Raw genomic sequence first — 18,421 nt, 5'->3', positions numbered from 1 at the left:
GTCAATAAGAACCAATTTTTGGTTCCCATTTTTCATCGTATTCTTTGAAAAGATTTTTAAGAAAAATAAGAGAAACCGTATTTTTTAATGCAGTTACGCTGTTTTAAAATTACAAATAAACACGAACTATTTTTTATTTTCGTATTATTTTCTAGAGGTGATTTATCAAATGAGCTGTATTTGCAATTTGCTGAGAGGTGATCCCTAAAAATTTTCGAATTTTATTTACAGCAAGATAAAAGAGAGGTGTCGTGAAAACACAAAAAATAATTTTATAAATGTAAGAGTAGAACATAATATTTAGAGTTTGAGAGAAGGGAAGTCTCATGCCGAAATATAGAATACATGTGTCGACAATGAAAGTGTCTGGAATCTGTGAAATCCATGTAGACCCATTGCTGCGTAGCCATAGAGAACTTGAAGTTCGATTTTTTAAAAAACTGTAAAGCACGATATCTAGCTGTTGTGAAATGATAAAAGCAAGTAGCGAAGCTAAAAAACGGAGAGGACTTAAATCAAACAAGCAATGCCAGGCAGTCTGTATCTCGGGAGAAACTACTGGGAAGAACATAAAAATTTGTACAATCGAAGAGGCTAAGAGATTAGCAATAAAAGCCGAAAAAACCATAACGCGTGCTTTTTTAGGGCCAAAGAGCTCATTAACAATATCCGAGATCAGAAAGGTCAGGGGATAAAGAATGAGTCCTCCTGGAATGGTGAAGCTAAAAAAACCTGTGGGAATGAGCTTGGATGAAAGAACAAGATTAGACAGAACAAGAAGCAAAGCAAAAGTTAAAGATAAGTAGGAAAACATTAATGTTTTTCTATAGGATGTGTTCATTGGCAAAGAACCTCAAAACCAGTGAGATATTTCTCTTGATTGTATAGGGGAATTGATTCTAACTGACCTTGATCGAGCATCCATTCTAACTGTGAGGTTAGTTCTACAAGTTCATCAAAATGTCTTATTGAAAATAAAGTCTTTTGTGGAATGGATGTATCAAAGGGGAGATAAGTAATCTGATTCAGTTTTAAAGGAAGAACTCGTACGTGATTAGTAAAAGCGTGTCTAAGTTCTTGAGGAGAGCTTATGAGGACAGCTCCATACGCTTTTCTCCCTTCTTGATTTTCAATAAGTCCACTCTCAACAGTAAACCAAAAACAGCGTACAATAGCCATGAGATTGCTTTGTAAGGTTTGGATGCGTTGCTCTTTGGTAGGAAGTGCCCGCACTCTTTCTACCACTTTATTGAAAATTTTTCCCATATTGAGGAAAAATTCAGAAAACGAGGGATGCAGAAGCCAGGGGACGTGCCCTAAAAGGTCGTGAATCAGATCAGGAATTAAGGAAAAATTATCTTGATCGAAAGTTCGCATTGCAGTGGCAATGGGAAAGCAACGGTCCTGCAATAGAGATAAGTACTGATGGGGAGCTACAAATCCTGAGACGGAATAATAGGAAAAGTTTGTTTGTAATTTTAAGAATTTGGCTATCCCTTGATGGTCTAAGGAATCAGAAAGAAGACCGAAAGATTCCAGGTAATCAAAAAAACATGCTGGACAATAGCTTTTCCATAAAGAAAACCGTGAGGAAAGTAACCGATACCACAAATTCTGATTAAAAAACAGAACGCTTAAGACAGCCATATAGATTGAGAAACCTCCCTTTTATTTTTTGTCGAAGAAGACAAAAGATAAAATAACGGAAAGGAGTAAATTTTTAGAAAATTTTAAAACAGAGTTGGATTTGTGTCGAGCTAAAGCTTGCGACTTTATTTTTCTTTTGTAGAATGATTTGGCAATATGAACATGGGGTCGAGTATGCGCGTTGGAGTGATTGGGTGTTCTGGAAGAACAGGAAAAAGGATTGTCTCTGCTTTACAGGAATCTTCTGAATATACTTTGGGTCCAGGGTTTTTTCGCAAGAGTTCACTCACTCTTTCTCAAGTTATTGCAGATAACGATGTTCTTGTTGATTTTTCAAGTCCAGTAGTAACTAAAGCAGTAGTTGCTGAGCTGTTGCTCTCTCCTAAACCACTCATTATCGGAACTACAGGGTTTCCTGGAAAGGATACAGAAGCTTATGAGAGACTCAATCAGCTTACTCAAATAGTTCCTGTAGTTCTTTGCCCAAATGCAAGTCTAGGAGCTTATATGCACAAGCGACTTGTTATAGTATTATCGCAATTATGCAATGCAAATTTTGATATCCGAATTAGAGAGACGCATCATAGATATAAGAAGGACGCTTTATCAGGAACGGCTCAAGATTTACTTGATACCATAAAGCAAGTAAAACAAGAGCATTGGGGAGAGGACTATGAGGCAGGAAATGTAGATCCCTCTAAAAAGACTATCGAGATACACTCTTCACGAGTTGGAGATATCCCTGGAGAACACGAGGTAGCCTTTATAAGTTGTGGAGAACAGATTTTGGTCCGCCATACAATATTTTCTCGAGATGTCTTTGGTCAGGGAATCTTATCTATTTTAGATTGGCTAAGGACATTTAGCCCTCAGCCTGGCTTGTATAGTCCTGAGGATGCTTTAGAGCTAATCTTACGAAATGAACATTGCTTGCTTAAAAAGACAGCGGATCATTAAAATACAGATACAAAGATCTTTTGCGTCGTAAAATCCTGATCCTCAGATTAGGAATGTAAGGTGCCGCAATTACACAATTTGGTGTACAAAATTTTAAGCGAGGACTGTTTTGATTTTTAGCATCGATAGGACTATCGTTTAAGTTAGGGGTTTCTTAAAGGCAATTCAGAATGAATCATCGGGTGCCTTTAAAAACTAGAAGATATGGTTATCATGCATTCCAATCTGACGTAAATAACATTGAGCCGGAGAAAAGAAAGGAATGCGAATCGCTGTTCTAGGCGTTACTGGACTTGTCGGCCAGAAATTCGTAGCTTTGCTTCATAAGTGGTATCATGATTGGGTGATTGCTGAAGTTGTAGCGTCGGATAGTAAATATGGGCAACCTTATGCAGCTGCTTGTATTTGGCAAGAGCCAATCGGTCCTATGCCTCAGGTAATCCGTACTTTGCCTATAAGCAAAATTGAGGAAGTAAAATCTGATGTAATAGTTTCTTTTTTGCCCGCTAGTGCTGAGTCTATGGAGGCGTATTGCCTGTCTCAAGGAAAAATTGTCTTTTCTAATGCCTCAACATACCGTATGCATTCTTCAGTTCCTATTATCATTCCTGAAATTAACTCAGATCATTTTCGACTTTTAGAAGAGCAACCTTATCGTGGGAAAATAATCACAAGCCCTAATTGTTGTGTTTCTGGCATTGCTTTGGCTCTAGCTCCCTTAAGAAAATTTTCCATAGATCATGTACACATTGTCACCCTACAATCGGCAAGTGGTGCAGGATATCCAGGAGTCCCCTCCTTAGATCTTCTTGCGAACACTGTTCCTCATATTGTTGGAGAAGAAGAAAAAATTCTTAGAGAAACTTTGAAGATTTTAGGGGATTCCAAGGAGCCTTTATCTTTTAAGCTCTCTGTTACGGTACATCGGGTTCCCGTAGCCTATGGTCATACGCTTTCTCTACACGTTACATTTTCTCAAGATGTAGATCTTGAAGAAATCGTTCACTGTTACCAAGAAAAAAACAAAGAATTTCCAAATACCTATCAACTCTATGATAATCCTTGGTACCCTCAGGCTCGGAAGCACCTTTCCCATGAGGATATGAGAGTGCACATAGGGCCGATTACCTATGGCGGGGATCTTCGTACCATAAAAATGAACGTTTTAATACATAATCTAGTTCGAGGTGCTGCAGGGACTTTGCTTGCAAGTATGCAGAATTATTTTTCTAACTATCTTAAGAGGGAACTGTGTCTAAGATAGTTTATAAATTTGGTGGTACTAGCTTAGCAACTGCTCAAAACATCCATTTGGTTTGTGATATCATTTGCAAGGACAAGCCCTCTTTTGTCGTTGTGAGTGCGATAGCAGGTGTTACTGATCTGCTAGTAGACTTCTGTTCTTCTTCTTTAGAGCAACGACAGGAAGTATTAAGGAAAATTGAGGAAAAACATGAGCAGATTGTACAGAATCTTGCGATTCCTTTCCCCGTTTCAAAATGGACTTCACGACTTTTTCCGTATTTACAACATTTTGAAATCTCAGATCTAGATTTCGCTAGTATTTTATCTTTAGGAGAAGATATTTCAGCTTCTCTTATTCGTGTTGTTTGTAGCGTTCGTGGATTGGATTTAAGATTTCTAGAGGCACGTAGTGTCATCCTAACAAACGATAGTTACAGACGAGCCTCTCCAAACCTAGATCTTATGAGAGCACAATGGGATCAGCTCGAACTGAATCAGCCTTCTTATATTATTCAGGGATTTATTGGATCTAACCATTTGGGCGAGACGGTTCTTCTTGGGCGAGGGGGTAGTGATTATTCTGCAGCTTTGATAGCAGAACTTGCGAAAGCTACTGAGGTGCGTATTTATACTGATGTCAATGGAATCTATACCATGGATCCTAAGGTTATTTCCGATGCAGAGCGGATTCCTGAGCTCAGTTTCGAAGAGATGCAGAATTTAGCCAGTTTTGGAGCTAAAGTCCTTTATCCTCCCATGCTCTTTCCCTGTATGCGTGCTGGGATTCCTATTTTTGTTACATCAACATTTGACCCTGAAAAAGGAGGAACATGGGTATATGCTGTCGATAAGTCTGTGAGTTGTGAGCCAAGGATAAAAGCTTTATCCTTAAGTCAACACCAAAGCTTCTGTTCTGTAGACTATAATGTCCTAGGGTGTGGAGGATTAGAAGAGATTTTGAGAGTTTTAGAATCCCATGGGATAGATCCTGAATTAATGATAGCACAAAACAATGTTGTTGGATTTGTCATGGATGATGATAGAATTTCCCAAGAGGTTCAAGAGCATCTTGTAGATGTTTTATCGATATCTAGTGTAACACGTTTGCATCATAGTGTTGCATTGATTACAATGATCGGAGATAGTCTTTCTTCTCCAAAAGTTGTCTCGACAATTACCGAGAAATTAAGAGGTTTTCGCGGGCCTGTATTTTGTTTTTGGCAAAGTTCGATGGCATTAAGTTTTGTTGTTTCCTCAGAACTTGCAGAAGGCATTATAGAAGAATTACATAATGATTATGTAAAACAAAAAATCATAGTAGCTTCGTAGAAAATTATGCATTTACTTACAGCAATTGTTACACCTTTTTTCCCTGATTTCACTATAGATTTTTCCAGCTTAGAACGCCTTTTGTATCTTCAAGATGCTGTGGGTAATGGAATTGTTCTTTTAGGAAGCACTGGAGAGGGTCTTTCGCTAACAAAAAAGGAAAAACAAGAAATTGTTTGCTTTGCTTGTGATTTGAAGCTCAAAGTTCCTATTTTTGTTGGTGTCTCAGGAACTCTTGTAAACGAAGTCTTGGATTGGATTCATTTTTGTAATGACCTGCCTGTCTCTGGATTCCTAATGACAACTCCAATCTATACGAAGCCTGGACTACGCGGACAAATCTTGTGGTTTGAGGCTTTACTCAATGCAGCAAAACATCCCACGATTCTCTATAATATCCCAGCTCGTGCATCGACTCCTTTGTATATAGATACCGTAATAGCCTTAGCTCATCATCCACAGTTTTTGGGAATCAAAGATTCTGGAGGCTCTGTAGAAGAGTTCCAGCGTTATAAGAACAGTGTTCCCCATGTCCAACTCTATTGTGGAGATGATGTGCTTTGGACTGAGATGGCGGCATCTGGAGCCTGCGGTTTAATCTCTGTCTTATCAAATGCCTGGCCTAAAGAAACCCAAGATTATGTGGTTAATCCTGCAAAAAAAGAGTACCGTTCTTTATGGGAGGAGACTTGTCGGTTGGTGTATACCACAACAAATCCTATTGGAATTAAAGCGATTCTTGCCTACAAAAATTTCATTGCTCACCCCGAGCTTCGTTTGCCTTTGTTTATAGAAGATTTTGATTCGCATAATTTACTTCCTGCTGTAGCAAACATGCTTGCTTGGCCGCAGCCGAGTCCCGCTGTTGAATCCTATTCTTGATGTAACAAAGGACGTTGCTTTATGTCTTCATGTTGTTCTAGGTTATTGATTTAAAATCAAAATTTTCGGATGTTTTTTGTTCTGGCTTTTTAAGAAGATGCATTGCATTTTTTCTTCTTTCTAGCAAATAGCTTGTGATTTTTTATGACTCCGAACTTGATCCAACACTCGAATTCAGTTAAGCCTGTTCAGCAGATAAGAAAAATTTCTCCTGTAACAACAAAAAAATTTTCGTTGTTTAGGCGGTCTTTTCTTAGATTTCTAGAACTATTTTGGATGCTTCTTTATTTCTTACGCTCTATTGGATTCAATTGCGTGTATATAGCGACCTTTATCCATCGAGGTATGATTTTTTTTCTGACTACTTTGTGCTTGTCTATGGTATGTATCTTGCATTTTATTACCCTTCCTTTGATCCGCAAGGAAAAACCTCGGGTTGTAAGAAAAAATAAAAATCTTTGTTTTATAACAAAGAATCGATAGCCTTTTCTACTGTATATTTATTGATTTTTTTTTCTGTATTGTCGCAATGCTTAAGATTTGCAAAATCGTGCCGAAGCTATACTGAGAAGTTTATTTTGAACATTTTTTCATAAAAAAAATAAAATATAATGCAAGAAAAAAAAAGAAAGCTCTTTACCGATTTCCTCATCATGTTGTATCACTACCTCGAAATAACTTCAGTTTTAAGTGTTTATGATAAAATTTTCTATTCGTTGTCTTGTTTTATTCTCGATGGCCCAAACAGTGTTGGGTGCTGCCGAAATTTTTGTTTCTTCAGAGGAAACAAAAGAAGTAGTAAGCAGGGATGATTTGCATCCCTCATTAGCAGAAGATGTGTCTGTAACAATTTCAAATGTAGTGCCTCAGAGAAAAGCATCTCTTGAGTCTTTAAGTTCTCAAAGTTCAATAGGTAATCTTTGTGCAATTAGTAATTTCTTAGATTCGCAAATATTATCTAAAAATTTTTCAAGAGAGCTTTGGGGATCTACAATCTTCACAAAATCTAAATCTCAATGTGATGCTGAAGGCTCGGAACCTTTCCGTTATACTGCATGCGGGTATCTAGTTGGTTTTAGATCTAAAATATGGGATTCTTATGAAATAGGTATAACTTCAGGATTTCTACAAGGACGCCTTAAAGATGTTGCTGATACTCACAGAACTCGTGCGACATCTTCAATCATTTCCGTCCATGGTAGCATGGTTACAAAACCATTGCGATTTATGAAGTATATCGTAGGAAGAAAACGTCCTTTACTTTTCTTTTTAAGATTAACATCAGATGTGAGAAGAGATTTTAAGAAGAGTTCAGACTTAAGTTTCATAAACATTGATTTCAATCATATGTACATCACATGTTTAGGAGATTTCGGTATCGCTTGTCCTATACTTTCTACAAGTTGTCTGCGTGATTATAATAATAAAGCATCTCAGGAACTTCTTATTTATAGTAAATTTCGATGTATTTCTGGAGAACCGTCTCGAAGTGCAACCTCAGGGAATGACACATATTATTCTATAATAAGTCTGCCTATAGGAGTTCGTTACGAAATAACTTCACCATCAGGACGTCATGATTTCAGTATTGATATGCATGTAGCTCCAAGGATAGGTTCGGTACTCTCTCATGGCAGTCGAGAGCCCCATAAGATGCCAATATCCTCAAAAGATACTGCATTTTTTAGCTTGAGTGCCAGAGAAAGTTTTATTATTGCTAAAAATGCTGCGTTCACTTTTCAAGTTAGCGAAGTGATTCAGAATTGTTATTCGCAATGTACTTCAACAACAAAAGGAAAGATGAAACCACAGTGCAGCCACTTGGCCTACAATACAGGGTTTGAGTTAGGCTACACGCATGGATTCTAGAAACAGTTTTTGTTTTATGCTCTGAAGAAAGCCTTTCCTATTTTTTAAAATAGGAAAGGCTTTTCTTTACAATAGGTTGAACAGAAGCAAGTACGGTTTAAGTTAAAGTGCCTTGGACTTTCAAAAAGGTGTTGGTTATAAAATACATCCATAGGATCGACTAAGAACATAAGGATGCCTTACCTCTTTTTTCTACTGTGCTTTGGTTGGGGTGGTTCTTGCGAAGTTGTTGGTTTTGGTTTGAGATTTTCCACACGCTGTTGAATTGCTTGAAGTTTCAGAGAAGCAAGGCGAAGTTCTTCTTCTTCTAATTTCTTTAGATTTTCTTCTAAACAGACGTTTTTTATTTTTATATCTTTTAATTGAAGTAGTTTAAATATTTGTGAGGAAGTCTTAGCTGTAAGAGATGCTTGCTACCTTTTTTCTTGTTCCTTCAGCCAGAAGTTTGTTTTTGTGTTTGCCAAAGAACATTTATATCTTTTCCCTCTAAGAATCTTGTTCTTTTGTCTTCCTCTTATCAGCCTGATAATTGCTAGAACAGCTCTGAGTACAAGACATGGGATGATGAATATATAGATCAGCATGCGCTAGGATTTCGAGATGATATGTGGTAGTCAGGAGCTCTTCTTTGCATAGCGCTGCTATGTGATAAGTATTATGAAGTTAAGCAAGCTAATTTGAAAGGAAGATTGATAGCAATGATAGAGGTATAGGGGTGCTAGGCAAGCATTACGTGAGACAAGGTCTTCTTGTTTATAGAACTGTCTTGGGGTGTTTTTTATCTAATTTTAATTGCGGTAGTTTAAGTGATTTTAACTCTTTTTTTATAAAATAGTTAACAATATTATTTATTGCAAGCTTTGTTAAATGTGTATTAAAAGCCGAGGTTTTTATTTAAAATAGATTATAGACTTTTACTTTTTTATTTTTACTATGCCTGAGCCTCTATATACGAATAAGCTAATCACAGAGAAATCTCCATATTTGCTTCTTTATGCTCACACTCCTGTGAACTGGTATCCCTGGGGAGCCGAGGCTTTTCATATTGCAGCTATTGAGAATAAGCCCATCTTCCTCTCTATAGGCTGCAAGCATTCCAGATGGTGTCAGGTGATGTTGCAAGAGAGCTATACAAATCCTGAAATTGCTGCTATGCTCAATGAATATTTCGTCAATGTAAAAGTAGACAAAGAAGAACTTCCCTATGTAGCCAAGCTCTATAGTGATCTTGCTCAGATGCTTTCAGTTTCTGGAGATCACCAAGAATCTGTTTCATGGCCTTTAAACGTCTTTCTTACTCCCGATCTTCTGCCTTTTTTCTCTGTAAATTATTTGGGAAATGAAGGAAAACTTGGTCTTCCTTCATTTCCGCAGATTATTGATAAGCTTCATTTTATGTGGGAAGATATTGAAGAGAGAGAAGCTCTCATCCAACAGGCTACGAAAGTTATAGAGATCGCTTCGTTTTTAGAGGGATGTGTAAGAAAAGAGATCCTAGAGGAGAGCTCTTTAAAGCGGACTGCGGAAGCACTGTATCAAGATATTGATCCTCATTACGGAGGAGTGAAGGCATTTCCCAAACGATTGCCAGGCCTACTGTTACAATTTTTCCTAAGATATAGTGTCGAGCATCAGGAAAGCCGAGGTTTATTTTTTGTAGATCGCTCCTTGAGCATGCTCGCTTTAGGAGGAATCCGAGATCACATTGGTGGGGGATTCTATTCGTATACCATTGATGATAAGTGGTTGATCCCAGCTTTTGAAAAGCGGCTTATTGATAATGCCTTAATGGCTTTAAATTATTTAGAAGCTTGGGCATGTCTCAGAAAAGAAGAATATCGCATTATAGGAAAGCAGATACTTTCCTACATCTTGAGTGAATTATACTGTCCTGAGGTTGGTGCATTCTATAGCTCTGAGCAAGCCGAAAATTGGGGATCAGGAGGCCAGAATTTTTATACGTGGTCTGGCGAAGAAATTACCAGTGCTTTGGGCGGAGATGCTGAAATTTTCTGTGATTACTACGGTATTTCTAGGGAAGGCTTCTTCAACGGAAGAAATATACTCCATATTCCAGTATCTATGGATATAGAAGAGCTTGCAGAGAAACATCATTGTTCTGTAGAGGCGATTGAAGATATTGTAGAGAGATCTCAAGGAATTTTGAAAGGGATTAGAGAAAAACGATCCCATCGTTCTAAAGATGATCTATCTTTGGCTTTTAACAATGGTTGGATGATTTATACTCTTGTTCACGCAGGCCGTCTTCTTGGAGGGCTTGAGTATATTGAGATAGGTGAAAAATGTGGTGAGTTTGTCCGAAATTCTCTCTATAAGCACCACGAACTTTACCGGAGGTGGAGAGAGGGAGAGGCAAAATATCGAGCGAGTTTAGAAGATTATGGGGCTCTTATTTTAGGGGTATTAGCTCTTTATCAATCAGGATGTGGATCCCGTTGGTTGAGTTTTGCTGAGGAGCTTATGAAGGAAGTCCTGATCTCGTTTCGCTCAGAAGAAGGTGGATTTTATAGTGTTGATGGGCGAGATAGCACCTTGCTGATCAAGCAATCCACTCTCTCTGATGGAGAGACAATATCAGGCAACGCTCTGATATGTCAGTGTCTACTCTCGCTTCACTTGATCACAGAAAAAAAACACTATCTTACTTATGCTGAAGACATCTTGCAGTTGGCCCAAGCCTATGGTCATACCCATAAGTTCTCTTCTTTGGGATTGCTCCTTGCATCACAGAACTATTTTTCTAAGAAACACATAAAAGTCTTAATTGCTTTGGGAAGTCAGCAAGATCGTGGCGCTGTTTTGAATTGTTTTTCGGGTTTATTTCTTCCGTATGTATCTCTGATTTGGATGACTCAGGATAACCGAGAGCTTTTAGAAACTTTGCTCCCAGAATACGAGCATGGCCTCATTCCTAAGGGGGATGGCACAGCAATGACAATCTATGTTTTAGAAGTCGATCAATGTAAAAAATTTAAAGACTTAGCATCATTTCGTAGTTATCTAACCTCCTGATACTCCTATAATTAAAATTTTGAATCTTCTTTAGAAAGAAAACACCTTCTCTGATTGGTCAAAATTATGACAATTCCTTATAGTAAGTCCCTAGGCAGGTCAAAATCTATAGGGTAGGAAGTCATGAAATTATACCAGACTCTGCGAGGTGTTGTTTTAATAAGTATCGGATGCTTATTATTAGGAATGCACGCAGGACACGCAACTGAGATTCCTGTGACTTCATCAGGATACGAGAATTTTTTAGAATCTAAAGAAGCGGACCCTTCAGGTCTAGCGATCCACGATCGCGTTTTGTTTAAGGTGAATGAAGAGAGTGTAGTTACTACCCTAGATGTCATCCATAAATTAAACTTACTATTTTATAACTCCTATCCTCATCTTATAGATTCTTTCCCAGCACGCTCCCAATACTATACCGCTATGTGGCCAGTAGTTCTTGAATCTGTGATTGATGAGTTTTTGATGGTTGCCGATGCTAAGGAAAAGAGAATTGCTACGGACCCTACCTCTGTGAACCAAGAAATTGAAGAGATGTTCGGAAGGGATCTTTCTCCCCTGTATGCTTATTTTGAAATGACTGCCAATGATATTTTCAATGTGATAGATCGTACTCTGACAGCACAAAGGGTCATGGGCATGATGGTGCGCTCTAAAGTGATGTTGAAGGTGACTCCTGGAAAAATCCGAGAATATTACCAACAGCTAGAAGAAGAGGCTTCTCGGAAAGTTATCTGGAAATATCGCGTGCTGACGATTAAGGCAAACACAGAATCTTTGGCGAGTCAGATTGCTGACAAAGTGCGTGCTCGTTTAAATGAGGCCAAGAGCTGGGACAAAGACCGTTTAACGGCTCTTGTGATCTCTCGAGGAGGGCAACTTATTGCCTCAGAAGAGTTTTCTCGAGAGAATAGCGAACTGTCTGAAAGCCATAAGCAAGAATTAGGTATGATTGGCTACCCGAAAGAACTCTGCGGTTTCCCTAAGGCACATAAGTCGGGATACAAACTCTATATGTTGTTAGACAAAACTTCGGGTTCCATAGAGCCTTTAGATGTTATGGAGCCTAAGATCAAACAACACCTTTTTGCTTTAGAAGCAGAGAGTGTAGAAAAGCAATATAAGGATAAATTGCGAAAGCGCTATGGCTATGATGCCTCTATGATTGCAAAACTTCTTTCTAAAGAAGCGCCTCCTCTATTTTCCTTATTATAGGGGATTGAGTGACACGAAGTTCTCCTGCGCAACTTACGCGCTTTCTTTCTGAAATTCAGAATAAGCCAAAGAAAAGCCTGTCTCAAAATTTCTTAGTCGATCAAAATATTGTCCGAAAGATTGTGGCAACATCTCAGGTTGGTCCTGGGGATTGGGTATTGGAGATAGGTCCAGGATTTGGGGCTCTTACAGAAGAACTCGTAGGTGCAGGAGCGCAGCTCATTGCTATTGAAAAAGACCCTATCTTTGCACAATCTTTAGAGGAGCTCCCTATCCGCTTAGAAATTACCGATGCCTGTAAATATTCATTAGATCAGCTTCAGGAATATAGGACCCTTGGAAAAGGTCGGGTAGTAGCAAACCTTCCCTATCACATTACCACTCCATTGCTTACAAAGTTGTTTTTGGAAGCTCGAGATTTGTGGAAAACTGTGACTGTTATGGTGCAAGATGAAGTTGCTCAGCGTATTGTAGCGCAGCCTGGAGGTAAGGATTATGGGTCTCTAACTATTTTTTTGCAGTTCTTTGCTGATATACACTATGCTTTCAAAGTAACTGCCTCGTGTTTTTATCCTAAGCCGAAAGTGCATTCTGCAGTCATTCATATGAAAGTAAAAGAAGAGCTTCCTCTATCAGAAGAGGAGATCTCAGTGTTTTTTACTTTAACACGAACTGCATTCCAACAACGCCGAAAAGTGCTGACTAATACCCTAAAAGGTCTCTATCCTAAAGATCAAGTGGGACAAGCTCTACAGCAATTAGGTCTTTCTCTCAATGTGCGGCCCGAAGTACTGAGCCTTAGCGATTATCTTGCTCTCTTCGATATGATAAGAGCTAATTAAAATTTGCTTCTTTTCTCTTCTAAGAAAATTAAACTCTGGCGTCTCCAAAAGCCTGCTTTTTTGATCTGAAATTAAAATGTGTAAGAATGCGGTTGGTTATACTGCTCTCATCGAGGCCAATAGTTTTTGTGAGCACATCTTTGCTGCTATGTGATAGGAATGTATCAGGAACTGCAAAGTTTAAAACATCTACCTTAAAGTTGAACATCGCTACAAAATTATTAAACTCTGAGGCTAATCCCCCTCGAATGGAATGCTCTTCTATCGTGATCACTTTAGAGTGATTCATGAGCAGAAGGCTAAAAAGATCATTATCGAAAGGTTTTACAAAGATGGGGTCTACAACAGTTGCGGAGATGCCATAAGCAAGCAGCTGGTGTTTTATAGATAAGGCCGTGAAGCAGAGCGTGCCAAGAGCTATGATTAGAACATCTTCACCTTGTGAGAGAGTCTCAGCATTTCCTGGAGATCTTAAGAAATTTGGATCTCCATTGAGGGGGTCTCCATGAGGGGCAGGGACATTAGGATAGCGAATAGCAGAAGGAGAAGACCAATGTAGAGAAGAGTAGAGTATCTGTTGTAGTACCACATGACTCCGTGGCTGACAGATAATCATCTGTGGCATGGCACGTAGAAAGCTCATGTCATAGATACCGTGATGGCTGCGTCCATCATTATAGGCAAGTCCTGCACGATCTATAGCAAAAATCACAGGAAGATGCTGCATGCAGACATCATGGAAAACATTATCTAGAGCACGGTGTAAAAATGTAGAATATATAGAACAGATCACAGGATTGCCAGCCTTTGCAATACCTGCACTGAAGGTTACAGCATGCCCTTCGGCAATCCCTACATCGAAGAAACGTTCTGGAAATTTTTGTTTAAATCCTTCCAAACGAGATCCTAGAGACATTGCAGGAGTCACAACATGAAGACGAGAGGAAATCTCGCCAAGTTCGCATATCGTCTGGCCAAATATATCAGGGAACGAAGGCTTCGGTTTAATCATAGGAAGATATTTTGCTGACTCTGATTTATTGAAGTTCGCACTTACACCGTGATACTTGGCAGGGTTATTTTGTGCTTGGTCTAGGCCTTTACCTTTAGTTGTGCAGACATGGACAAGAATGGGGAAGGGTAGGTTGCGAACAGTCTGAAGGAGAGTAATCATCTTTTTAAGATTATGACCGTCTACAGGGCCGATATAAGCCAAACCGAATTGCTCGAATAAAGGAGCAGGACAAAAGAGATTTCTAACACATTGTGAAAGTTTGTGGCTATGCTTGGCCAAGTTATTTCCATAACGGGGAATTTTAGCTAGCCACTTTTCCACTTGCTTCGTGAGTTTATTCGTTGTGGGGTGATGTAGCCATCGGGAGAAGATTTGCGACATCGCTCCTACGTTTTTAGATATCGACATATTGTTGTCATTCAAAATAACAATAAATTTCGATAGATCTGTTGAAATATTGTTTAGGGCTTCTAAAGTGAGACCACAAGAGAACGCAGCGTCTCCAAGGATAGGAATCACGTGTGTGCGTGATTCTAAAGGAGTTGTTTGTGCCATCCCTAAAGCGAGAGATAATGCTGTCCCTGCATGTCCTGAGAAGAATAAATCGTGGTCAGCCTCCATAGGATTGACAAAACCACTGAGACCATTGTCATTGCGTATACGGTTAAATGCTTCGTTATTTCTTCCTGTCAGGAGTTTATGAGGATAGGTCTGATGTCCCACATCAAAAATAAATTTATCTTTAGGGGAGGAGAAAACGTAATGTAGGGCTATAGTAAGCTCTACAATTCCGAGGTTTGAAGAGAGGTGCCCTCCCGTTTGTGATAACACAGAGATAATGCAATAACGGATTTCTTCAGCTAGATCAGGAAGCTGAGAAATAGATAGTTTCTTTAAATCTACAGGAGACAATATCTGATCTAAAAGAGGAAAAGGAGACGAAGTCATTGCCTTAGTTATGTGGATGTATGGAAAATGTTTGTACTATAGGATCTCCAGAAGGACTTTTAACGAGTGCCCCTTTGGAGTCAATAGAAAGAAGATAGCATTGTTGATCTTTTCTTAAAGCTTTATTTAGTCCTGCATAGATCAAAGAAAACATTGTCTCATATGTAGCTAGAATATCACTCAAAGCAGTCAGGTTCTCTAAGGATTGTTGCAGGGTAAATAACTCTTTTAAAAAGGGGTCTTCGTGATGGGTTTCTACCATAAGACTACCTAGCTAGAGTTTGTTCCTCGGAGTTAGAATTTTCATGACGCTTTTCTGCCAGTTCACGAACTCTTTGCTCTACTTGTTGAATGCGAGATTCACAAATACGCATTAAGGCATCAGCTTCTTCGTATAGTGCTAGAGATTTGTCTAGAGAGGTTGTAGGTTGATTCATTAGATCGACAATTTCTTCTAGTCGTTGCATTGCGTTTTCGAAGGGAACCTCTTCCATGATTAGCCTTTTATAGGTTTACAAACTTCAATATTTGTCAAAGTTACAATGGCTTCGCCATCATGCAACCGAACCCTTACACGAGCATTTTCTTGTAAGTCGTCTATGGAAATAATAGCGAACTTTTCATTAAAGTCAAAGAGCATAGAGTATCCGCGTTTTAAAACGTTTTTCGGATTTAGAGAATGAAGTTGTTCTTTCAATGCAGAATAACGCGCAATACAATTCTCGTAACGACGTTCTAAAGTTGTTGCTAAGGTTTCCTTTACATTTTCATAAAAGATTTTTTGGTTTTGTATATTTAGCACAGATCCTCGCCATAGACGTTTGCCTAGCAGTTGGAGATTCTGCAAATAGCTAGAAAGCTGTTGCTCCAAAACATTTTGTGAATGCCTAAATAGCATATGCTTGTGAAGATACTCCTCTTTTTGAGAGTGGAGACGTCGTGAAATTAAAGTGTTAAGATGTTGACGCCAAGGAGATATTTTCTCTGATAACTGTTGGATTTGGCGAGCATGTGTAAGATCCTTCTTTACTTGTTGCCAACGTGTTTGGATAGAAAGTAATTTATAGGATAAGGCTTGTAAAAGCATTTTCTGCAAATCTTGAAGTCGGCAGGTCATTCGAAAAACAAGATCTCCTTTGAGCCATCGTGAGATATTGTCATAGCGTTTTTTGCTTTCATTCATTTGTCCTTGGATGCTTTTCTTAACAGCGATTGCAGTATAGTCGAGTTGCTGTTGTGCTGTAGCATAAAATTCTGCACGATCTAAAAAGCGTTTCCAGGGAATCAGTTGTTGTTTTTTTGATGCGAGGCATTGACGTGAGTGTGAGAGGAGATAGCGTAGGTATCCCTCGAACATCTGAACTTGTTCTTCACTACTTTTACAGACCATTTCTGCGGCCGCAGAAGGAGTAGGAGCACGAACATCAGCAGCAAAGTCGCATAAAGTATAATCAGTCTCATGACCAACAGCAGAAAGTATGGGTAGCGTGCTTGCATGGATTGCTTTAACTAAAATTTCTTCGTTAAATGCCCAGAGATCTTCTATACTCCCTCCTCCCCGGGCAATAATAAGAATATCGGCGAGGTTCTCGGTGTTCATGACTTCAATTGCTTTTGAGATTTCATGAGCTGCTGAACTTCCCTGAACAGTCACGGGATAAATTAAAATTTTATAGTTGAGAGCACGCCGCGAAAGTACGCGTAAGATATCTTGAATGACAGCTCCTGTTGGGCTAGTAATCACGCCAATACATTTGGGAGCACTAGGAAGTGCTTTCTTTGTTTCGGTTGCGAAATACCCTTCCGCAGTAAGACGCTTTCTAGTTTCTTCAAATTTCTGTAGAAGATCACCCTCTCCAGCATAAACCAAAGCGTGAGCTACAATCTGATACTGTCCTTTAGGAGCATAGACAGCAAGTTTTCCATGAATAATAACAGCGTCCCCGTCTTTGGGTTTGCGGTCATAATACTTACTTTTAAAATGGAAAAAGGCACCGTTGAGAAAAGCTTTGCTATCCTTAATCCCGAAATAGAGATGACCACTGGGTTGTAAGGAGACATTGCTAAGTTCACCCTTAACTACAATATGACAAAAATTTGACTCAAGAAGAGTCTTAATACGCTCAGTTAACGATGCAACAGCCTGTGGAGGCGATGACATGACAGGAAAGCCTCTCTAGAGAATTCAGTGAATTTAGAGTAAGAGATTTTCTGATAGAAAACTATTAAAAAATTGTTGATTCTGTTGGGAAAGTATACTAATGGAATCCAGAGAGAATGAGGAGAAAAAGATGACGAGACAACGTTATGCTTTTGGGAACTGGAAAATGCACAAGACAGTACAAGAGACAGAGGGATATGTCGAAACATTTGCCTCCTTATTACAAAGAGAGCCTCTCTCCTGTACTGTGGGTATTGCTCCTCCGTTTACCTCTTTGAGTGCTTTTGAGAAGATAATAGACACTAAGGACGTTCCTATTTGGCTAGGAGCACAAAATGTATATCCAGAGCTTTCAGGAGCTTTTACTGGAGAGATTTCTTTACCTATGCTTAAAGAAATCGGAGTGAAGTTTGTTTTGGTAGGACACTCGGAGCGTCGTCATATTTTTGGAGAAAGCGACTCCTTTATAGCTTCTAAGGTACAGGCTGTTGCTGAGGCTGGACTCGTTCCCGTTCTTTGTATCGGAGAGAGCTTGGAAGTTCGTGAAGAAGGAAAGACTCATGAGTTAATCAAAAGACAGTTGCTTTTGGGTTTGGAACAGATTCCTAATAATTCCGAATTTTTGATTGCCTATGAGCCTGTATGGGCAATTGGAACAGGTAGGGTAGCAGCAATCTCTGATGTACAGAACATTCATATGTTTTGTCGCAAAGTATTGCAAGAAAGGTTTTCTAAAGTTGTAGCTGAGGGGACTTCGATTTTATATGGAGGATCCGTGAAAGTCGATAATGCCGAGGGATTAGGTCAATGTAGTGATGTTGATGGGCTTTTAGTTGGTGGAGCTTCTTTAGAAGCTCAAAGTTTTTTTGCTATTGCTAAAAATTTTTGTTTATAATTTGAGAGAATGAAGAGATTTTTTCTTGGTCTCCTAGGTTGTTTTTAGGGGGTTCCTGAAAAGAGTAACTTTGATCAATTTCGAGTAGGGGACGATAACGAAAGAACAGAGTATGGTGCTAGTTACATGACGGACAATCGTCAGGATGCGAAAGAAGGTTCGACCACTCTTTGGGGATGGCTTTTAATTGCATTCCCCCTAGTAAGTAGTATATTGAAAACAGCTCTCTAATACATAGAAGTAATTTTCAGATGGTCAATAATTAGTTTTTTTAAGAGAATGCTAGGCAAATGCTCGTGTTTGGGTATTCGGTTGAGTCTACATGAAGCTGGGAGAGAGACTCTTCTAGTATTGAGAAGTAGAAAAAATAAGGGTCGGGCGTG

At 39.0% G+C, this 18,421-nt stretch carries 14 protein-coding genes and 1 pseudogene; 9 read left to right on the top strand and 6 right to left on the bottom strand.

The genetic code is table 11. The annotated features are described in order from the left end of the window. Positions 1 to 151 precede the first annotated feature (151 nt). Both CMV32_RS01095 and CMV32_RS01090 read right to left on the bottom strand, forming a co-directional pair. Complete coding sequence (locus CMV32_RS01095) at positions 152 to 841, bottom strand: queuosine precursor transporter (RefSeq protein ID WP_100934099.1); 690 nt, start codon at positions 839 to 841, stop codon at positions 152 to 154. Next, positions 838 to 1,912, bottom strand: a pseudogene (locus tag CMV32_RS01090) (aromatic amino acid hydroxylase). The gene CMV32_RS01095 and the pseudogene CMV32_RS01090 overlap by 4 nt, the downstream one beginning before the upstream one ends. Here CMV32_RS01090 and dapB point away from each other — a divergent pair. From dapB to rsmA, 8 genes are all read left to right on the top strand, one after another. Next, positions 1,810 to 2,604: a 4-hydroxy-tetrahydrodipicolinate reductase gene (gene dapB, locus CMV32_RS01085; protein ID WP_100934341.1), complete on the top strand. Its 795-nt coding sequence runs from the start codon at positions 1,810 to 1,812 to the stop codon at positions 2,602 to 2,604. The pseudogene CMV32_RS01090 and the gene dapB overlap by 103 nt on opposite strands. Positions 2,605 to 2,866: 262 nt before the next feature. After that, positions 2,867 to 3,868, top strand: a complete 1,002-nt coding sequence (asd, locus tag CMV32_RS01080; protein ID WP_100934097.1) for an aspartate-semialdehyde dehydrogenase — start codon at positions 2,867 to 2,869, stop codon at positions 3,866 to 3,868. Next, the gene (locus CMV32_RS01075; RefSeq protein ID WP_100934096.1) at positions 3,856 to 5,178 is read left to right on the top strand and encodes an aspartate kinase; all 1,323 of its coding nucleotides are present in this window, start codon (positions 3,856 to 3,858) and stop codon (positions 5,176 to 5,178) included. Before asd ends, CMV32_RS01075 begins: the two co-directional genes overlap by 13 nt. A gap of 6 nt (positions 5,179 to 5,184) precedes the next feature. Next, positions 5,185 to 6,060 (top strand): 4-hydroxy-tetrahydrodipicolinate synthase, encoded by an 876-nt coding sequence (dapA, locus tag CMV32_RS01070; RefSeq protein ID WP_100934095.1) that lies wholly within the window; start codon positions 5,185 to 5,187, stop codon positions 6,058 to 6,060. Between the two features lie 696 nt (positions 6,061 to 6,756). Beyond that, the gene (locus CMV32_RS05550; protein WP_239923126.1) at positions 6,757 to 7,929 is read left to right on the top strand and encodes a hypothetical protein; all 1,173 of its coding nucleotides are present in this window, start codon (positions 6,757 to 6,759) and stop codon (positions 7,927 to 7,929) included. A 933-nt stretch (positions 7,930 to 8,862) separates the two neighbouring features. Continuing rightward, a complete protein-coding gene (locus CMV32_RS01050) occupies positions 8,863 to 10,962 on the top strand; it encodes a thioredoxin domain-containing protein (RefSeq protein WP_100934093.1) in 2,100 nt (699 codons plus the stop codon). A gap of 123 nt (positions 10,963 to 11,085) precedes the next feature. After that, positions 11,086 to 12,177 (top strand): hypothetical protein, encoded by a 1,092-nt coding sequence (locus tag CMV32_RS01045; RefSeq protein WP_100934092.1) that lies wholly within the window; start codon positions 11,086 to 11,088, stop codon positions 12,175 to 12,177. A gap of 8 nt (positions 12,178 to 12,185) precedes the next feature. Beyond that, on the top strand, positions 12,186 to 13,019 hold the full coding sequence (rsmA, locus tag CMV32_RS01040) for a 16S rRNA (adenine(1518)-N(6)/adenine(1519)-N(6))-dimethyltransferase RsmA (RefSeq protein ID WP_100934091.1): 834 nt from the start codon (positions 12,186 to 12,188) through the stop codon (positions 13,017 to 13,019). 28 nt (positions 13,020 to 13,047) lie between these two features. Here rsmA and CMV32_RS01035 read toward each other — a convergent pair whose 3' ends face one another. The 4 genes from CMV32_RS01035 to xseA are packed head-to-tail and all read right to left on the bottom strand — an operon-like array spanning position 13,048 to position 17,143. After that, positions 13,048 to 14,982, bottom strand: coding sequence for a 1-deoxy-D-xylulose-5-phosphate synthase (locus CMV32_RS01035; RefSeq protein ID WP_100934090.1), 1,935 nt, complete (start codon positions 14,980 to 14,982; stop codon positions 13,048 to 13,050). 4 nt (positions 14,983 to 14,986) lie between these two features. Beyond that, positions 14,987 to 15,244: a hypothetical protein gene (locus CMV32_RS01030; RefSeq protein WP_100934089.1), complete on the bottom strand. Its 258-nt coding sequence runs from the start codon at positions 15,242 to 15,244 to the stop codon at positions 14,987 to 14,989. A 4-nt stretch (positions 15,245 to 15,248) separates the two neighbouring features. Then, positions 15,249 to 15,476: an exodeoxyribonuclease VII small subunit gene (locus CMV32_RS01025; RefSeq protein ID WP_100934088.1), complete on the bottom strand. Its 228-nt coding sequence runs from the start codon at positions 15,474 to 15,476 to the stop codon at positions 15,249 to 15,251. 2 nt (positions 15,477 to 15,478) lie between these two features. After that, positions 15,479 to 17,143: an exodeoxyribonuclease VII large subunit gene (gene xseA / locus CMV32_RS01020; RefSeq protein ID WP_100934087.1), complete on the bottom strand. Its 1,665-nt coding sequence runs from the start codon at positions 17,141 to 17,143 to the stop codon at positions 15,479 to 15,481. Between the two features lie 130 nt (positions 17,144 to 17,273). Between xseA and tpiA the strand changes: the two genes are divergently transcribed. Further along, positions 17,274 to 18,038: a triose-phosphate isomerase gene (gene tpiA / locus CMV32_RS01015; RefSeq protein WP_100934086.1), complete on the top strand. Its 765-nt coding sequence runs from the start codon at positions 17,274 to 17,276 to the stop codon at positions 18,036 to 18,038. Positions 18,039 to 18,421 lie beyond the last annotated feature (383 nt).

It is taken from the genome of Candidatus Chlamydia corallus, assembly GCF_002817655.1.
Taxonomy (GTDB): Bacteria; Chlamydiota; Chlamydiia; order Chlamydiales; family Chlamydiaceae; genus Chlamydia; species Chlamydia corallus.
This window is presented reverse-complemented; position numbering and strand designations above follow the sequence as displayed.